The sequence below is a fragment of the Streptomyces sp. NPDC096176 genome (assembly GCF_044763255.1).
Lineage (GTDB): Bacteria > Actinomycetota > Actinomycetes > Streptomycetales > Streptomycetaceae > Streptomyces.
In genome coordinates this window covers 535350-552212 of record NZ_JBIWFV010000004.1, presented here as the reverse complement: position 1 = coordinate 552212, position 16863 = coordinate 535350, and the positions used below count along the sequence as shown (strand labels likewise).

Here is a 16863-nt window from a genome sequence, read left to right as displayed (position 1 = left end):
TATTCGGGTTTCGGGGGGGGGGGGGGGGGGGGTTTTGGCCCCGGGCGGGGGCTCTTTGGGGTGGGGGGGGGGGTTTTGGGGTGGTGTGGGGGGGGGGGGGGGGGGCGGGCCCCCCCCCCCCCCGCCACCGTACGCACAGCGGCTACGCCCCGGCCCCGGCCGCCGCGAACTGGGCGGCGTACAGCCGGGCGTACGCGCCATCGAGGGCCAGCAGCTCGTCGTGCGTGCCCTGCTCCACGATCCGCCCGGCATCCATCACCAGGATCACGTCCGCGTCCCGGATCGTGGACAGCCGGTGCGCGATGACGAAGCTGGTGCGCCCCTCGCGCAGGGAGGACATCGCCCGCTGGATGAGCACCTCGGTGCGGGTGTCCACGGAGCTGGTGGCCTCGTCGAGCACGAGGATGGAGGGTTCGGTGAGGAAGGCGCGGGCGATGGTGAGGAGTTGCTTCTCCCCCGCGCTCAGGCCGGAGCCCTCCTCGTCGACGACGGTGTCGTAGCCGTCGGGCAGCGTGCGGATGAACCGGTCGGCGTGGGTGGCCATCGCCGCGGCGACGACCTGTTCCCGGGAGACGTCGCCCGGCACCCCGTAGGCGATGTTGTCGGCGATCGTGCCGCCGAACAGCCAGGTGTCCTGCAGCACCATCCCGATCCCGGAGCGCAGTTCGTTCCGGGACATCCGCGCGATGTCGACGCCGTCGAGCAGGATGCGGCCGCCCGTGACTTCGTAGAACCGCATCAGCAGGTTGACGAGGGTGGTCTTGCCCGCCCCGGTCGGGCCGACGATCGCGACCGTACGGCCCGGTTCGACGATGAGCGACAGGTCCTCGATCAGCGGCTTGCCGGGCTCGTAGCGGAAGGCCGCCTTCTCGAAGGACACCCGCCCCGGGGTTCTGCCGTCCTTCACCGGCGGGCGCTGCGGCCGCGATGGCTCCGCGGACTCCTCCTCGGCGTCCAGCAGGTCGAAGACGCGCTCGGCGGACGCCACGCCCGACTGGAGGAGGTTGGCCATCGCGGCGACCTGGTTGATGGGGCCGTTGAACTCGTAGGAGTACTGCACGAAGGCCTGGACGTCGCCGATCGACAACGACCCGGAGGCCACCCGCAGTCCGCCGACGACCGCGATCAGCACGTAGTTGAGGTTGCCGACGAAGCCGAGGGCCGGCTGGATGAAGCCCGACATGACCTGGGCGCGCAGACTCGACGCGTACAGCTGCTCGCCGAGCTCGTCGAAGGTCCGTACGGCCTCCTCGCGGCGGCCGAAGGAGCGGACCTCCGCGTGACCGGTGTACATCTCCTCGACGTGGGCGTTCAGTCTGCCCGTCACGGACCACTGCCGGACGAACTGCGGCTGGGCCCGCCTGCCGATGAACGCCGCCACCACCACCGACAACGGCACGGTCGCCAGGGCGACCAGTGCCAGCAGCGGCGAGATCCAGAACATCATCATCAGGACGCCGACGATGGTGAGCACGGCCCGCACCATCTGGCTGAACGCCTGCTGCATGGTCTGGGTGATGTTGTCGATGTCGTTGGTGGCACGGCTGAGCACCTCGCCGCGAAGCTGCTTGTCGAAGTAGGCGAGCGGCAGCCGCGACAGCTTCGTCTCGGCCTGCGCGCGCAGCCGGTGGCCGAGGCGCTGCACCACGGTCATCGCGAGCCGCATCTGGATCAGGGTGAGCCCGGAGGAGACGGCGATCAGGAGGAGGACGCCGGCCAGCACCTCGCCGACCGCCCTGAAGTCGACGCCGCCCGGCCCGGCCGCGCCGTCGACGACGAGATCGGTGGCGTGGCCGAGGATTTTCGGTGCGAGTACGGCGAGGGCGACGGCTCCCGTGCCCGTCGCGAGGACGCCGAGGAGCAGGGCCCGTTCCGGTCCGGTCATGCGTAGCAGTCGCAAGCCGGACGCGCGGAAGTTCAGGGACCGTTCCAGGGTCGGCGAGCCGATGCCGCCGGGGCCGCGGTGCTGCACGGCCGGGCCGCGGCGCTGCGGTGCGGGGCTCATGCGGCTTCCTCTCCTGTGAGCTGGGACAGCACGATCTCCCGGTAGGTGTCGCTGTCCCTCATGAGTTCGTCGTGGGTGCCGCTGCCGACGACGCGGCCCTCCTCGAGGACGACGATCCGGTCGGCGTCGCGGATGGTGGACACGCGCTGGGCGACGATCAGGACGGTCGCTTCGGCGGTCTCCTGGGCGAGTGCCCGGCGCAGGGCCGCGTCGGTGGCGTGGTCGAGCGCGGAGAACGAGTCGTCGAAGAGGTAGACGGCGGGCCGGGACACCAGCACACGGGCGATGGCGAGGCGTTGGCGCTGCCCGCCGGAGAGGTTGGCGCCGCCCTGGGAGACGGGGGCGTCGAGGCCGGCGTCGAGCTGCCGTACGAAGTCGGCGGCCTGGGCGACCTCGAGTGCGTGCCAGAGCTCTTCGTCGGTGGCGTCCGGCTTTCCGTACCGCAGGTTGGAGGCGACGGTTCCGGAGAAGAGGTACGGCTTCTGGGCGACGAGTCCGACGGTGCGGGCGAGCAGCGCCGGCTCGAGGTCCCGCACGTCCGCTCCCCCGACCCGCACGTCGCCGCCAGTGGCGTCGAACAGCCGTGCCGCCAGGCTCAGCAGGGTCGTCTTGCCGCTGCCGGTGGAACCGATGAGGGCGGTGACACGGCCGGGGCGTGCGCTGAGGGTCACGTGCCGCAGGACGGGCTCCTCGGCGCCCGGGTAGCTGAAGTCGACGTCCCTCAGACGGAGTTCGCCAGGCCCGTTCAGCCGGTGGACGGGGGCTGATGGCGGCACGACGCTCGGCGCCGTGTCGAGGATCTCCCGGATGCGCTCGGCGCTGACCTCGGCGCGCGGCAGATGCATCATGAGGAACAGCCCCATCATCACGGCCATCAGGATCTGTGTCAGGTAGCCGAGGAAGGCGACGATCGAACCCGCCTGCAGTGAGCCGGAGTCGAGCCGGTGGCCGCCGGTCCAGATGATGGCGACCGTCGCGAATTCCCAGACGATCAGGACGGTCGGGAACATCAGCGCCTGCAGCCGGCCGGCCCGCAGACCGGCGGCGAGGAGGGCGTCGTTGGCCTGCCCGAAGCGCTGCTGCTCGTGCCGGTCGCGGACGAAGGCACGGATGACGCGGATGCCCGTGATCTGCTCACGGATCACCCGGTTGACCAGGTCGATCCGCTTCTGCATCGAGCGGAAGACCGGTGGCAGGCGTCGGACGATCACCCCGACGGACAGGGCGAGGACCGGTACGAACAGCAGCAGGAGCAGGGCCAGGGGAACGTCCTGGGAGAGTGCCATCGCGATGCCCCCGAGGCACATGAGGGGGGCAGCGACCAGCATGGTCAGAACGAGGAGGGCGAGGGTCTGCACCTGCTGGACGTCGTTGGTGGTGCGGGTGATCAGGGACGAGGCGCCGAAGCGTCCCACGTCGCGTACCGACAGGTCCTGGACGTGGTGGAAGACGGCCGAGCGCAGATCACGGCCGATGCCCATGGCGATCCGGGCGGAGCAGAATACAGCGGCTGCCGCGGCGGCGACCTGGAGGACCGTGACGGCGATCATCAGGGCGCCGGTGGACAGCACATGGCCGGCGTCGCCGCGCAGTACACCGTTGTTGATGATGTCGGCGTTGAGGGTGGGCAGAAAGAGGGCGGCCAGGGACTGGATCAGTTGGAGGAGGACGACCAGCACGATCGTCCTGCGGTAGGGGCCCAGACGGGCGACCACGAGTGTGAGCAGCACGGCCCGTCAGCCTCAGCTCGCGTAGGGGCGGACGGACTTGGCGGACCGCAGGGCATGGCCCCACCAGAACAGCTGGTCCAGCATCGTCTTGGCGGCGGCATCGGCGGCGCTCGGGTCGCGGTGGTTGCCGGCGTCGTCGAAGAGGGCGCCCGCGTTGTGGAAGGACACCGTGTCGCGGACGGTGACGGCGTGGAGCTCGGCGTAGACCTGGCGCAGCTGTTCGACGGCACGCAGCCCGCCGGAGATCCCTCCGTAGGAGACGAAGCCGACGGGCTTGGCCTGCCACTCGGCGAAGTGCCAGTCGATGAGGTTCTTGAGGGCGGCCGGGAAGGAGTGGTTGTACTCGGGCGTGAGGACGACAAAGGCGTCGGCGCCGGCGAGCTGAGGGGTGACCTTGGCCAGCTCGGCCGTCACCTCGGGCGAGGGGTTGAAGGAGAGCGCGGTGGGCAGGTCGGCGTCGGCCAGGTCGACGACCTCGACGGTGAAGTCCTCGCGCCGAGCGGCGCGCGAGAGGAACCATCGGGCGATGGTGGGCCCGAAGCGGCCGTCGCGGTTGCTGCCGATGATGACGGTGAGCTTGAGAGGGGCGAGGACGGTCGGGGTGTCAGGCGTGTTGATGTCCATGCCGAGGAGCTTGGTACCTCAAGTTTGGTTGAGGTCAAGCGCCGACTGCGATCAATCTCGTCGGCCGCCCGAAGGGCCTTTCGCGCCGGGCCCGGCCGCCCGGTCGGCGCGAACGGGCCCGGCGCCTGTCACCCGTTCGGTCCGGTGGACGCGACACGCCCGGCCGGCGCGGTGCCGACCTCCGCGACCTGCGGCGACGCTCTCTGTCCAGGGCACCACGCCGTGCCGGACGACGGAATCTGAGTCGCCATCAGCAGGCGCGGGTCACGGCGTGCCTCTTACCTCTGGAAGGACGACACACCGCACCACGCGCTCCCCGGAGGTCCCATGCGCGCCACCGCCCGCCCGCTGCCCGGCATCGCGACAGTGCCTGCCACGGCCGGTTTCGGTGCCCACGGGACGTATACCGGAGCCTTCGGAGAGCTGGAGGTGTCCCCGTCGCCCGCCACCCCGGGCACGAAGCCCGGGACGAGGGGGCATGTCATATCCGGTGTCGGCGGAAGCGTGGTTCCCGACATCGCCAAGATCGCGGCGGGCGCGGCGGTACTGACCGCAGCCGCCGTGGGCGGAACGCTGCTCCTGCGCCGCCGGGCGAGCGGCGCGCAGAGAGGCTGACGGACCGGTACCCCCCTACCGTCCCTCGTACCGCCGGATCCCCCGCTCCCGTCAGGCCCTGAGCCGACGGGGGCGGGGCGACTTCTGCCGGCGGTGACGCTCGAGGGCCGGCAGCTTCGCCTGCCTCACGCCGTCCACTGGTCGAAGCCGAGCTTCGCGACCAGCGAGAAGACGACGACCAGCAGCACCCCGCGGACGAACTCGCTGCCCTTCCGCAGCGCCATACGGGCCCCGAACATGCCGCCTGCCAGGTTGAACACGGCCATCAGTGCGGCCAGCCGCCACAGCACGGTGCCCTGGTAGGCGAACATCGCGAGCGCGCCGCCGTTGGTGCACACGTTGACGATCTTGGCGGTGGCCGAAGCGGTGAGCAGATCGAGATGGAGCACCGCGGTGAGTGCCAGGACCAGGAACGTGCCGGTGCCCGGGCCGAAGAGGCCATCATAGAAGCCGATGCCGCCGCCGACGAGAACGATCGCCGTGACGGTTCGGGTGCGGGTGACGCGCTGCTTGTCGATGTCGGCGGCGGCCGTGCCGAACGAAGGGCGCAGCATCACGAACGCGGCGACGCCGAGCAGCACCACCATGATCACCGGACGCAGTACGTCGCTGCTGATGCCCGCCGCGAAGAACGCGCCGCCCATCGAGCCCGCGACCGCCGCGAGTCCGATCCGTACCGCCGTCCTCACCTGCACCGGCGCCTTGCGCACATAGGTGACCGCCGCACCCGACGTGCCGACGATGGCGACGGCCTTGTTGGTGCCGAGGACGTGCGCGACCGGGACCTGCGGCAGACCGAGCAGCAGCGCGGGCAGCAGCAGCAGACCGCCGCCGCCCACGACGGCGTCGATCCAGCCGGCCACGGCGGCGGCGAGACAGAGGAGGACGAGGGTGGTCAGCGATATGTCGGGCACGATCGCGACCCTATGGACGGGATACATGTGTCGTCCAACGATCTCCGAAGACTTGAGCGACGTCTGAGGTCCGGAGCGCAGAAGGCATCCCCGCGGCCGGCTGCAAGCCCTTTGGGGAGGTCGAGGGCCGGGGGTCCAGGGGAGAGCCCCCCGGTGTCCGCGCCCCGCGCAGCGGCCCGCCCCGCCTCACACCCCGCCTCCGCCCCCGCTGAGCGCAAGGTTCCCCGCGGGAAACAGAAGGGAACCTGCCGGGTAACACCGGCGACGCACGCTGCTCGTATGACTTCGGAGATCGTGGTGATCGGCGGCGGGACGGCAGGCGCGCGGCTCGCGCGTCAGCTCGGCGCGGGCGCCCGCGTCACGGTCCTGGGCGAGGAGACGCACGCCCCGTACAACCGGGTGCTGCTCGCGGAGGTGCTCGCGGGGCGGTACGGCCCCGAGGTGATCGCCCTGCCCGAGGTGCCGGTGCGGCGCGGTGTGCGAGCGACCGCCATCGACCGTGACCTGCGGCTCGTGCACTGCGCGGACGGCACGACGGTGGCATACGACCGGCTCGTGCTCGCGACCGGCTCCAACCCGGTACTGCCGCCGCTGCGCGGCAACGGCGCACCGGGCGCCCCCGGGCTCCCGGACGGTGTCCACCCCTTCCGCACCCTCGACGACTGCGAGGCCCTGTCCGCGGCGGTGGGCCCGGCGACGCGTGCGGTGGTCGTCGGCGGCGGGCTGCTCGGCGTCTCCGCGGCCCGTGCGCTGGCCACCCGCGGCGCAAAGGTGGTGCTGGCCCAGCAGGGCGAGCACCTGATGGAACGCCAGCTGGACGTGTCCGCGTCCGGGCTGCTGCGCGCGCACCTGGAGCTCCTCGGCGTCGAGGTGCACACCGAGTGCCGGGTCCGCGGACTGCGGAGCACCCCCGAAGGGGCGGTCGGCGCGGTGGTCCTGGCCGACGGTTTCGCGCTCGACGCCGAGATCGTGGTGCTCGCCTGCGGGGTGCGGCCCCGGGTCGGTCTGGCCGTGGACGCCGGGCTCGAGGTGCGGCGCGGCATCGTCGTCGACGACGAGCTGCGCACCTCCGACCCGTACATCCACGCCATCGGCGACTGCGCCGAGCACAACGGCGTCGTCCACGGGCTGGCGGGCCCCGCGCTGGAGCAGGCGGACGCCCTCGCGTCCGTGCTCAACGCCTCCGTGCCGGGCAGCGGCGCCACGGCCCGCTACACCGGCACCCGGGCGCTGACCCGGCTGACGCTGGCCTCGTCGACGAGTCCGCTCGACCTCGCCGCGTTCGGCGACCCGACTCCCCGCCCGGGGGACGACGTCGTTCAGCTCGCCGACGCCACCCGCGGCGCCTACCGCAAGGTCGTCGTCCGCGGGGACCGGCTCGTCGGCGGCGTTCTGCTCGGGGATCTCGCGTCCGTGGGCGCGCTCGCCCGGGCCTGGGAGGGCGACGAGGCCCTGCCGGACTCCCTCCCCCTGCTCCACCTGCTCACCAATGATGGAGGCCTCTGACATGCCTGCGATGTCCACCACCCCCACGATCGTGGTCGTCGGCCACGGGATGGTCGGCCAGCGATTCCTGGAGGCCCTCGCCGAGCGGGGCATCACTGGGCGGGCGCGGATCGTCGTGCTGTGCGAGGAGCCCCGCCCTGCCTACGACCGGGTCCGTCTGACCTCGTACTTCTCCGGGAACACGCCCGACGACCTGTCCATGGTCGAGGACGGCTTCATGGAGAAGCACGGCATCGAACTGCACCTGGACGACCCGGCGGAGACAGTCGACACCGCCGCCCGCATCGTCACCTCCCGCGCAGGCCGGACGATCGCGTACGACACGCTGGTGCTGGCCACCGGCTCGTACCCGTTCGTGCCTCCGGTGCCCGGCAAGGACGCGGAGGGCTGCTTCGTCTACCGCACCATCGAGGACCTCCTGGCGATCGAGGAGTACGCCAAGACGGCGCGCGTCGGCGCCGTCGTCGGCGGCGGTCTGCTCGGCCTCGAGGCGGCGGGCGCCCTCAAAGGGCTGGGCCTGGAGACCCACATCGTGGAGTTCGCGCCGCGCCTGATGCCGGTGCAGGTGGACGACGGCGGAGGGGCGGCGCTGTTGCGCACCATCGAGAACATGGGGCTGAGCGTCCACACGGGCGTCGGTACCCAGGAGGTCCTGGCCGACGACGACGGCGCCGTCGACGGCATGGCACTCTCGGACGGTTCGACGCTCGCCACCGACCTGGTCGTCTTCTCCGCCGGCGTGCGGCCCCGGGACCAGCTCGCCCGCGACGCGGGACTCGCGGTCGGCCAGCGCGGCGGCATCATCGTCGACGAGCAGTGCCGCACCTCCGACCCGGCGGTCTTCGCGATCGGCGAGTGCGCGCTGGCGGCGGACGGCCGGGTCTACGGTCTGGTCGCACCGGGCTACGAGATGGCGGAGGCCGCGGCCGCCGCCCTGGACGGCGAGGTGTCGTCGTTCGCCGGCGCGGACACCTCCACCAAGCTGAAGCTGCTCGGTGTGGACGTGGCCTCCTTCGGTGACGCGCACGGCGCGGCCGACGGCTGTCTCGACGTCGTGTACTCCGACTCCCGCGCCGGTGTCTACAAGAAACTGGTCGTCGGTCCCGGGGGCGAACTGCTCGGCGGAATCCTGGTCGGTGACGCCGAGTCCTACGGCACGCTGCGCGCCTTCACCGGCTCCGTGCCGCCGATGCCCCCCGAGCAGCTGGTGCTGCCCGCCGGCGCCGGTGCGCCGGTCGCGCTCGGTCCCTCCACGCTGCCCGACGAGGCGGTCGTCTGCTCCTGCCACAACGTCACCAAGGGAACGATCCGCGGCGCGGTCACCGAGCACTCCTGCACGACCGTGCCCGAGGTGAAGAAGTGCACCAAGGCCGGTACGGGCTGCGGAAGTTGCGTCAAGGTCCTCGGCCAGCTCGTCAACGCCGAACTGGAGGCGTCGGGCGTCGAGGTCGACAAGGGCCTGTGCGGCTGCTTCGGCCAGACCCGCCAGGAGCTGTACGAGATCGTGCGCGCTCTGCGCATCACCTCGTACCAGCGGCTGCTCGACTCGCACGGCCGTGAGGCGGCCAGGGGAGGCGACGGGTGCGAGATCTGCAAGCCGACGGTCGGTTCGATCATCGCCTCGCTCGCGCCGACGATCGGGGCCAGCGGCTATGTCCTGGAGGGCGAGCAGGCGGCGCTGCAGGACACGAACGACCACCACCTCGCCAACCTGCAGAAGAACGGCTCGTACTCGATCGTGCCGCGCATCCCCGGCGGCGAGATCACTCCGGAGAAGCTGATCGTGATCGGTGAGGTGGCCCGTGACTTCGGTCTCTACACGAAGATCACCGGCGGTCAGCGGATCGACATGTTCGGCGCGCGCGTCGACCAGCTGCCGCAGATCTGGGCACGGCTGGTGGACGCAGGCTTCGAGTCCGGGCACGCCTACGGCAAGGCACTGCGCACGGTGAAGTCCTGTGTGGGGCAGACCTGGTGCCGTTACGGCGTGCAGGACTCGGTGCGCATGGCGATCGACCTGGAGCTGCGCTACCGGGGGCTGCGCTCCCCCCACAAGCTGAAGTCGGCGGTCTCCGGCTGCCAGCGCGAGTGCGCGGAGGCCCAGTCGAAGGACTTCGGCGTGATCGCGACGGCGAACGGCTGGAACCTGTACGTCGGCGGCAACGGCGGCGCGACTCCGCGCCACGCCGACCTGCTCGCCCAGGATCTCTCGGACGCCGAACTGGTCCGGCTGATCGACCGCTTCCTGATGTTCTACATCCGCACCGCCGACCGCCTCGAGCGCACCTCCACCTGGCTGGAGCGCATCGAGGGCGGCCTGGACCACGTACGGGACGTGGTCGTGCACGACTCGCTGGGCATCTGCGCCGAGCTGGAGTCGCTGATGGCCGACCATGTCGCCGGCTACCGGGACGAGTGGGCCGAGACGCTGAACGACCCCGAACGGCTGCTGCGCTTCGTGTCGTTCGTCAACGCCCCCGACACCCCGGACCCGACGGTGAAGTTCGTGCCCGAGCGCGACCAGGTCAAGCCCGACCTGCCGCTGCTGTCCATCCGCACGCTGGAAGACGCCCTGGAAGGTGCCGCCCGATGACCGCAATGACGATCACACCCGAGCAGCTCACCCCCGAGACGGACACGCAGCTGCAGCTCCTGGTGGGCGACGAGTGGCTGGCGGTGTGCCCGCTGTCCCGTCTCGTCCCGGGCCGGGGACTGGCCGCCCTGCTGCCCGACGGCCGTCAGGCGGCGCTGTTCGTGGACCGCGAGGGCCGGCCGTACGCCATCGACAACCGCGATCCGTTCACCGGCGCGCAGGTTCTCTCGCGGGGCCTGCTCGGCTCGCTGGCCGGTCGGCCGTTCGTCGCTTCTCCGCTGCTCAAGCAGCGCTTCGACCTGGGGAGCGGGCGCTGCCTCGACGACGAGTCGACGGCAGTGACCGCGTACGAGGTACGGCTGCACTGAGGTACGAGGCACGGCTGCGCTCAGCGGCCGTACCGCTCGAATACTCCGCTCACGCGTCGTCTGTCACTGCCCTGACCCTTCGCGACGCGTGAGCGGCAGTCCCCCTTGGAATCCCCTGCCGAGCGCCGCCGGGTCACTCGCCCTCGGCCATCGCCTGCTCCATCGCCTCGACGTCCATCCATGCGACCTCCCACATGTGGTGGTCGGGGTCCTGGAAGGAACGGTTGTACATGAAGCCGTAGTCGGCGGTGTCATTGGCGGGCGAGCCGCCGGCGGCGAGAGCGGCGTCCACCAGCTCGTCGACCTTCTCCCGGCTGTCCGCGCTGAGGGCCAGGATGGTCTCCGTGGTGGTGGCGGCGTCGGCGATGTCCTTCTTGGTGAAATCCTTGAAGCGCGCCTCGGTCAGCAGCATGGCGAAGATGGTGTCGCTGAAGACGAGGCAGGCCGCGTTCTCGTCCGTGAACTGCGGGTTGAAGGAGTAACCCAGCTTGCTCCAGAAGGCCTTGCTGGTCTCGAGGTCCTTGACGGGCAGGTTGACGAAGATCATCTGAGGCATGGTGGTCTCTCCCGGTCGTGCGCCGCGGTGCGGTGCGTGCATGTCGCCGCGAAGCTGTTCGCTGCGTTCGAGGGGTAGACGGGCGGAACGCCCGATAGTCATCGCCACCGGGGAAGAATTTTGCCGAGGCGCGCCCTGCCGCCTTCACGCTCCGTTGAAGTGGGCGCAACCCTGTGCCCGTAGGTTCCTTCACCGCCCCACCCCGCGGTGCCGGCCGGCCCCGCGGGCGGTCATCCCCAACTGGAGTGACAAGTGGAACGTCGCAGCTTCCTGCGCGGAGCGGTCGTCGGCACGTCAGCCGCAGCCTTCGGCTTCACGCTGTGGCAGGGCGCCGCCTCCGCGGCCCCCGCACAGCCCGGTTCCGGCCCCTACGGGGCGCTCCGCCCGGCGGACGCGAACGGCATCCAACTGCCGGCCGGGTTCAGCAGCCGGGTGATAGCCCGCTCCGGCCAGAGGGTCGGCTCCACCTCGTACACCTGGCACAACGCCCCCGACGGAGGGGCCTGTTACGCCGACGGCACCGGCTGGATCTACGTCTCCAACTCGGAGATCAACCCCGCCGGCGGCGCGAGCGCGGTGAAGTTCTCCTCGACCGGCGCGATCACCGGCGCCTACCGCATCCTGTCCGACACCCGCCAGAACTGCGCGGGCGGCAAGACGCCCTGGAACACCTGGCTGTCCTGCGAGGAGGTCAGCCTCGGCTACGTCTACGAGACCGACCCGTACGGCGTGAACGCCGCCGTACGCCGTGCCGCCATGGGCCGCTTCAAGCACGAGGCCGCGGCGGCCGACCCGGTGCGCAAGGTGATCTACCTGACGGAGGACGAGAGCAACGGCTGCCTCTACCGCTTCATCCCCACCACCTGGGGCAATCTGTCCTCCGGCACCCTCCAGGTGCTGGTGGCCGGCACCGCGACATCCGGCTCCTTCAGCTGGGCCGCCGTGCCCGACCCGGACGGCTCCCCGACCGCGACGCGCAGCCAGGTGTCCGGGTCGAAGAAGTTCAACGGCGGCGAGGGCTGCTACTACGCCAACGACACCGTCTGGTTCACCACCAAGGGCGACAACCGGCTCTGGCAGCTCAACCTCACCTCGAACACCTACGAACTGGCCTACGACGACTCGCTGGTCGTCGGCGGCTCCGCGCCGCTGACCGGGGTGGACAACGTCACCGGCGCCACGTCCGGCGACCTGTTCGTCGCGGAGGACGGCGGCAACATGGAGATCTGTGTGATCACCCCGGACGACGTCGTCGCGCCGTTCCTGCGAGTGGGCGGCCAGTCCGGGTCCGAGATCTGCGGCCCGGCCTTCTCGCCCGACGGCAGCCGGCTGTACTTCTCCAGCCAGCGCGGCACCAGCAGTAGTTCCTCGGGCGGCATCACCTACGAGGTGACCGGCCCGTTCCGCGCGTAACGCTCGGGCTCCGGTGTGGCGCCGCCGCGCAGCAGGGCGGCGCCCAGCGGGGTGAGCGAGTGCAGCACCGCGTTGCCGTGGCGCAGGGTCACCACCAGGCCGGCCTCGCGCAGCACGGCGGCGTGCTGGCTCGCGGAGGCGAGGGAGACGCCCGCCCTGCGGGCCAGTTCACTGGTCGTACAGCCGTTGCGGATGGCCTGGAGCACCGCGGAGCGCGTATGGCCCACGAGGCGGCCCAGAGAGGCGCCCACGACCTCACCGGCGGCGGGCTCGTGGTTGTGCGAGAGCGGATAGACGAGGACCGGCGGCAGGGACGTGTCGCGGTAGACGACCGGTGTCCCCCGGCAGAAGAACGACGGCTGCAGGAGCAGACCCCGCCCGTTCAGATGCAGTTCGCGGTCGACGGGATATTCGGCCTCCAGGACGGGCGCGCGCCAGCGCAGCACCGGCGGCAGGGAGGCGAGGAGTTCGCCCGCGCCGCCGTCGAGCAGCGCACGGCCGCGGGCGGCGCGGTCCGCCTCCACCCGGCCCAGGATGTGCGTCCAGTACGGCTCCACGGCCGCCTGGTAGTACGCGCGCAGCACCGCTACGAGCCGGGCGACCGACTCCGCCTTGCCCTCGGCGAGCGAGACGAGCCGGCCGGGCAGCGTGCGCAGCGGCGAGCGGTGGGCGGACAGGAGGGCCACCTCGGCGTGCAGGCGAGCGGGGGGCGTGTCCCGCAGTGCCTCGAGGCCCGTGTCGATGCCGTCCGAGCCCTCCGTAGGCGTCAGGAAATCCGGGAAATAACCGCGCTGGGGCACGAGCGCGGAGAGCAGTCGTGTTTCACTTTTCAACCGCTGCCGGGCTTCGGAGCGCCATTCACCGAAGGCCATTCCACCCCTTCGGTCGCGCAATCGGTGAAAACTGAGAATCGATTCCCACAAAGCGTCCGGCCTGGCCGCCATCCTCACTCGCGCCAGGTCGTCCGCATTGAAATGAATACGAAGCACTGAACCCCCATGGTGCACCCGCAATCGCCCCGATCACTGAGTATGCATGCAGTCACAGGACGTTACCACGGTGTTTCGGCCACAGTTGAAACGCCTCGCGTGGGCTGGGGGTCAACCGAAAAGCTGTACGACGTCGGGCATGAAACCTACTTCACCGATGTGACGCAGCGAGGACCGTGGGGGGCTTTGCGCGTCCGGCGGCGGTGCTGGAGGTTGCGGCTCCGTGTCCGGCACGGGTAATGGAGCGCGGTCGACGGGTGGGGATCCGTCGGCCGCGCTCCGTCCACTTTTCTGCGGCGCGAATGGCAGAAATTCGCTTGCTGTTGAGATCCGGGCGCGCGCTGATACGTCGTTCAACAGAATTTCGACTGACTCACGATTCAACAAGAACCTCCCCGACCCGACAGGCGTGAGAGCCGGGAAGGCGCCCGGGGCGCCAGGGCAGGCAGAGGTCGCCGGGGCACACGGAAGGCGCCCGGGCACGCCGAAGGGGCGGGCGCCCCCGACCGGGCACCCGCCCCTGCTTGTGGCCGCTCCCTGCGCCTACCGGGAGTCGCTGCCCGACGACTGGGCCGCCGCGCGGCCGGCCTCGAGCCGCGCCACCGGGATGCGGAACGGCGAGCAGGAGACGTAGTCCAGGCCCACCTCGTGGAAGAAGTGCACGGACTCCGGGTCGCCGCCGTGCTCACCGCAGACGCCGAGCTTGAGGTCGGGCCGCGTGGCCCGGCCGGCCTCCACCGCGCTGCGTACGAGCGAGCCGACGCCGTCCTTGTCGATGGTCTCGAACGGCGAGACCCCGAAAATGCCCTTCTCCAGGTACGCGGTGAAGAAGCTGGCCTCCACGTCGTCCCGGGAGAAGCCCCACACGGTCTGGGTGAGGTCGTTGGTACCGAAGGAGAAGAACTCCGCGGCCTCCGCGATCTGACCGGCGGTCAGCGCGGCACGGGGCAGCTCGATCATCGTGCCGAGCGCCAGCTTCAGCTCGATACCGGTCCGCTGCTGCACCTCGGCGATGACCTGCTCGGCCTCCTCGCGCACGATCTCCAGCTCCTGGACGGTGCCCACGAGCGGAATCATGATCTCGGCACGCGGGTCGCCCTTGGCCTCGATGCGCTGTGCGGCGGCCTCCGCGATGGCCCGCACCTGCATGGTGAACAGGCCGGGGATGACAAGCCCGAGGCGCACACCGCGCAGACCCAGCATCGGGTTCTGCTCGTGCAGCCGGTGCACGGCCTGCAGCAGGCGCAGGTCGTTCTCGTTGGAGTCCTTGCGGGCCTCCGCGAGGGCGACACGCACCGAGAGCTCGGTGATGTCGGGCAGGAACTCGTGCAGCGGCGGGTCGAGCAGGCGCACCGTCACCGGCAGGCCGTCCATGGCCTCGAACAGCTCGACGAAGTCCTGCTTCTGCTGGGGAAGCAGCGCCCGCAGCGCCTCTTCGCGCTCGTCGTCGGTGTCCGCGAGGATCAGCTTCTCGACCATTTCGCGGCGCTCACCGAGGAACATGTGCTCGGTGCGGCACAGGCCGATGCCCTGGGCGCCGAAACGGCGGGCGCGCATCGCGTCCTCGGCGTTGTCGGCGTTGGCCCGTACCCGCAGGCGGCGCACCCGGTCCGCGTACGCCATGATCCGGTGCACGGCGGCGACCAGTTCGTCGGCGTCGTCGGCGCCGGCGTGCATCCGGCCCTCGAAGTACTCGACGACCGGGGAGGGCACGACGGGCACTTCGCCCTTGTAGACCTTGCCGGTGGAGCCGTCGATGGAGACGACGTCGCCCTCCTCGATGACGGTGCCGTTCACCGTCATCCGGCGGCGCTTGGTGTCGACCTCGAGGTCCTCGGCGCCGCAGACGCAGGTCTTGCCCATGCCGCGGGCGACGACGGCGGCGTGTGAGGTCTTGCCGCCGCGCGAGGTGAGGATGCCCTCGGCGGCGATCATGCCGTCCAGGTCGTCGGGGTTGGTCTCACGGCGGATGAGGATGACCTTCTCGCCGGAGCGCGACCACTTGACCGCGGTGTAGGAGTCGAAGACGGCCTTGCCGACGGCCGCGCCCGGGGAGGCGGCGATACCGCGGCCGAGCAGCTCGGTCTTCGCCTTTTCGTCGAAGCGCGGGAACATCAGCTGCGCGAGCTGGGCGCCGTTGACGCGCTGGAGCGCCTCCGCCTCGTCGATGAGGCCCTGGTCGACGAGCTGGGTGGCGATGCGGAAGGCGGCACCGGCGGTGCGCTTGCCGACGCGGGTCTGCAGCATCCACAGCTGGCCGCGCTCGATGGTGAACTCGATGTCGCACAGGTCCTTGTAGTGCGTCTCGAGGGTTTCCATGATCTGCATCAGCTGGTCGTACGACGTCTTGTCGATCGACTCCAGCTCGGCGAGCGGCACCGTGTTGCGGATACCGGCGACGACGTCCTCGCCCTGCGCGTTCTGCAGGTAGTCGCCGTAGACGCCCTGGTGGCCGGAGGCGGGGTCGCGGGTGAAGGCGACGCCGGTGCCCGAGTCGGGGCCCAGGTTGCCGAAGACCATGGAGCAGACGTTGACCGCGGTGCCGAGGTCGCCGGGAATGCGCTCCTGACGGCGGTAGAGCTTGGCGCGGTCGGTGTTCCAGGAGTCGAAGACCGCGTGGATGGCGAGGTCCATCTGCTCGCGGGCGTCCTGCGGGAAGTCGCGTCCGGCCTCGGCCTTGACGATCTTCTTGAACTGCTTGACCAGCTTCTTCAGGTCCGCCGCGTCGAGATCGGTGTCGACGGTGACCTTCTTGGCGGCCTTGGCCTCCTCGAGGGCCTCCTCGAAGAGCTCGCCGTCGACGCCCAGCACGGTCTTGCCGAACATCTGGATGAGGCGGCGGTAGGAGTCCCAGGCGAAGCGCTCGTCGCCGGCCTGCTGGGCGAGGCCCGCCACCGACTCGTCGGAGAGGCCGATGTTGAGGACGGTGTCCATCATGCCGGGCATCGAGAACTTGGCGCCCGACCGTACGGATACCAGCAGCGGGTCGTCGGCCTGGCCGAGCTTCTTGCCCATCGACTGCTCGAGGGCGTCGAGGTGGGCACTCACCTCGTCGCGGAGCGCGCCCGGCTCTTCACCGCTGTCGAGGTAGACCTTGCACGCCTCGGTGGTGATCGTGAAGCCCGGAGGGACGGGAAGACCGAGGTTGGTCATCTCGGCGAGGTTCGCACCCTTCCCGCCGAGAAGGTCCTTGAGGTCTTTGTTGCCCTCGGTGAAGTCGTAGACGAACTTCTGATCTTTGTTTTCCGACACGGGTCTCGACTCCTCGAGGACTCGGTGGCTGCCCTGACGGCGAGGAACATACCCAGATCGAAGGCGTGTGGGTACGTCCACTTGCGCGTCATACGGCCTTAACCACTCGTCCGCCAGCAGATCGAAAGTGCTTGAGGCGGTCGGAGGTATAGACCCTTCTTTTCAACTCCTGAACGAATGATCACGCAACGCGGCCGGGGCTGCCATCCGGGGGGACAGAGAGTGACGTGTCACTCAATGCCCCGAAGGCCAAAAGGGTGGCACTGAGTGCCACCCTTTGAGAGGTGCAGTCGCCCGA

General features: G+C 70.4%; 12 protein-coding genes. 5 read left to right on the top strand and 7 right to left on the bottom strand.

What is annotated here, in order from left to right; all coding sequences use genetic code 11:
- Positions 1-142: 142 nt before the first annotated feature.
- From ACIQ7Q_RS14200 to ACIQ7Q_RS14190, 3 genes are read right to left on the bottom strand one after another with little or no spacing between them, the layout of a single operon-like run.
- The gene (locus tag ACIQ7Q_RS14200; RefSeq protein WP_403860232.1) at positions 143-2005 is read right to left on the bottom strand and encodes an ABC transporter ATP-binding protein; all 1863 of its coding nucleotides are present in this window, start codon (positions 2003-2005) and stop codon (positions 143-145) included.
- Positions 2002-3735 (bottom strand): ABC transporter ATP-binding protein, encoded by a 1734-nt coding sequence (locus tag ACIQ7Q_RS14195; RefSeq protein ID WP_403860229.1) that lies wholly within the window; start codon positions 3733-3735, stop codon positions 2002-2004. Before ACIQ7Q_RS14195 ends, ACIQ7Q_RS14200 begins: the two co-directional genes overlap by 4 nt.
- Positions 3736-3747: 12 nt before the next feature.
- Positions 3748-4359, bottom strand: a complete 612-nt coding sequence (locus tag ACIQ7Q_RS14190; protein WP_403860226.1) for an NADPH-dependent FMN reductase — start codon at positions 4357-4359, stop codon at positions 3748-3750.
- 327 nt (positions 4360-4686) lie between these two features.
- On the opposite strand from ACIQ7Q_RS14190, the gene ACIQ7Q_RS14185 reads away from it, so the two are divergent.
- Positions 4687-4974: a hypothetical protein gene (locus ACIQ7Q_RS14185; RefSeq protein ID WP_403860223.1), complete on the top strand. Its 288-nt coding sequence runs from the start codon at positions 4687-4689 to the stop codon at positions 4972-4974.
- Positions 4975-5099: 125 nt separating this feature from the next.
- Here the strand turns inward: ACIQ7Q_RS14185 and ACIQ7Q_RS14180 are convergent, their stop codons facing one another.
- Positions 5100-5888 carry a sulfite exporter TauE/SafE family protein gene (locus tag ACIQ7Q_RS14180; RefSeq protein ID WP_403860220.1) on the bottom strand — a complete coding sequence of 263 codons (789 nt, stop codon included), beginning with the start codon at positions 5886-5888 and terminating at the stop codon, positions 5100-5102.
- 279 nt (positions 5889-6167) lie between these two features.
- Here ACIQ7Q_RS14180 and ACIQ7Q_RS14175 point away from each other — a divergent pair, with 279 nt between their 5' ends.
- Genes ACIQ7Q_RS14175 through nirD form a run of 3 tightly spaced genes read left to right on the top strand, consistent with a single transcriptional unit; the run spans position 6168 to position 10355 of the window.
- The gene (locus ACIQ7Q_RS14175; protein WP_403860218.1) at positions 6168-7394 is read left to right on the top strand and encodes an NAD(P)/FAD-dependent oxidoreductase; all 1227 of its coding nucleotides are present in this window, start codon (positions 6168-6170) and stop codon (positions 7392-7394) included.
- Position 7395: 1 nt separating this feature from the next.
- A complete protein-coding gene (nirB, locus tag ACIQ7Q_RS14170) occupies positions 7396-9987 on the top strand; it encodes a nitrite reductase large subunit NirB (RefSeq protein ID WP_403860215.1) in 2592 nt (863 codons plus the stop codon).
- A gap of 5 nt (positions 9988-9992) precedes the next feature.
- On the top strand, positions 9993-10355 hold the full coding sequence (gene nirD / locus ACIQ7Q_RS14165; protein WP_403860581.1) for a nitrite reductase small subunit NirD: 363 nt from the start codon (positions 9993-9995) through the stop codon (positions 10353-10355).
- A gap of 133 nt (positions 10356-10488) precedes the next feature.
- On the opposite strand, the gene ACIQ7Q_RS14160 is transcribed toward nirD, so the two are convergent.
- Positions 10489-10911 carry a VOC family protein gene (locus ACIQ7Q_RS14160; protein WP_403860212.1) on the bottom strand — a complete coding sequence of 141 codons (423 nt, stop codon included), beginning with the start codon at positions 10909-10911 and terminating at the stop codon, positions 10489-10491.
- A gap of 252 nt (positions 10912-11163) precedes the next feature.
- Here ACIQ7Q_RS14160 and ACIQ7Q_RS14155 point away from each other — a divergent pair, with 252 nt between their 5' ends.
- Positions 11164-12324 carry an alkaline phosphatase PhoX gene (locus ACIQ7Q_RS14155; protein WP_403860209.1) on the top strand — a complete coding sequence of 387 codons (1161 nt, stop codon included), beginning with the start codon at positions 11164-11166 and terminating at the stop codon, positions 12322-12324.
- On the opposite strand, the gene ACIQ7Q_RS14150 is transcribed toward ACIQ7Q_RS14155, so the two are convergent.
- Complete coding sequence (locus ACIQ7Q_RS14150) at positions 12294-13313, bottom strand: ArsR/SmtB family transcription factor (protein WP_403860206.1); 1020 nt, start codon at positions 13311-13313, stop codon at positions 12294-12296. The genes ACIQ7Q_RS14155 and ACIQ7Q_RS14150 overlap by 31 nt on opposite strands.
- A gap of 543 nt (positions 13314-13856) precedes the next feature.
- A complete protein-coding gene (gene ppdK / locus ACIQ7Q_RS14145) occupies positions 13857-16565 on the bottom strand; it encodes a pyruvate, phosphate dikinase (protein WP_403860203.1) in 2709 nt (902 codons plus the stop codon).
- Positions 16566-16863 lie beyond the last annotated feature (298 nt).

Excerpts from the sequence above, each read along its gene's own strand:
- nirB (WP_403860215.1), top strand. The coding sequence starts at position 7,396 with ATGCCTGCGATGTCCACCACCCCCACGATCGTGGTCGTCGGCCACGGG.
- ACIQ7Q_RS14185 (WP_403860223.1), top strand. The coding sequence starts at position 4,687 with ATGCGCGCCACCGCCCGCCCGCTGCCCGGCATCGCGACAGTGCCTGCC.
- nirD (WP_403860581.1), top strand. The coding sequence starts at position 9,993 with ATGACGATCACACCCGAGCAGCTCACCCCCGAGACGGACACGCAGCTG.
- ACIQ7Q_RS14175 (WP_403860218.1), top strand. The coding sequence starts at position 6,168 with ATGACTTCGGAGATCGTGGTGATCGGCGGCGGGACGGCAGGCGCGCGG.
- ACIQ7Q_RS14200 (WP_403860232.1), bottom strand. The coding sequence starts at position 2,005 with ATGAGCCCCGCACCGCAGCGCCGCGGCCCGGCCGTGCAGCACCGCGGC.
- ACIQ7Q_RS14190 (WP_403860226.1), bottom strand. The coding sequence starts at position 4,359 with ATGGACATCAACACGCCTGACACCCCGACCGTCCTCGCCCCTCTCAAG.
- ACIQ7Q_RS14160 (WP_403860212.1), bottom strand. The coding sequence starts at position 10,911 with ATGCCTCAGATGATCTTCGTCAACCTGCCCGTCAAGGACCTCGAGACC.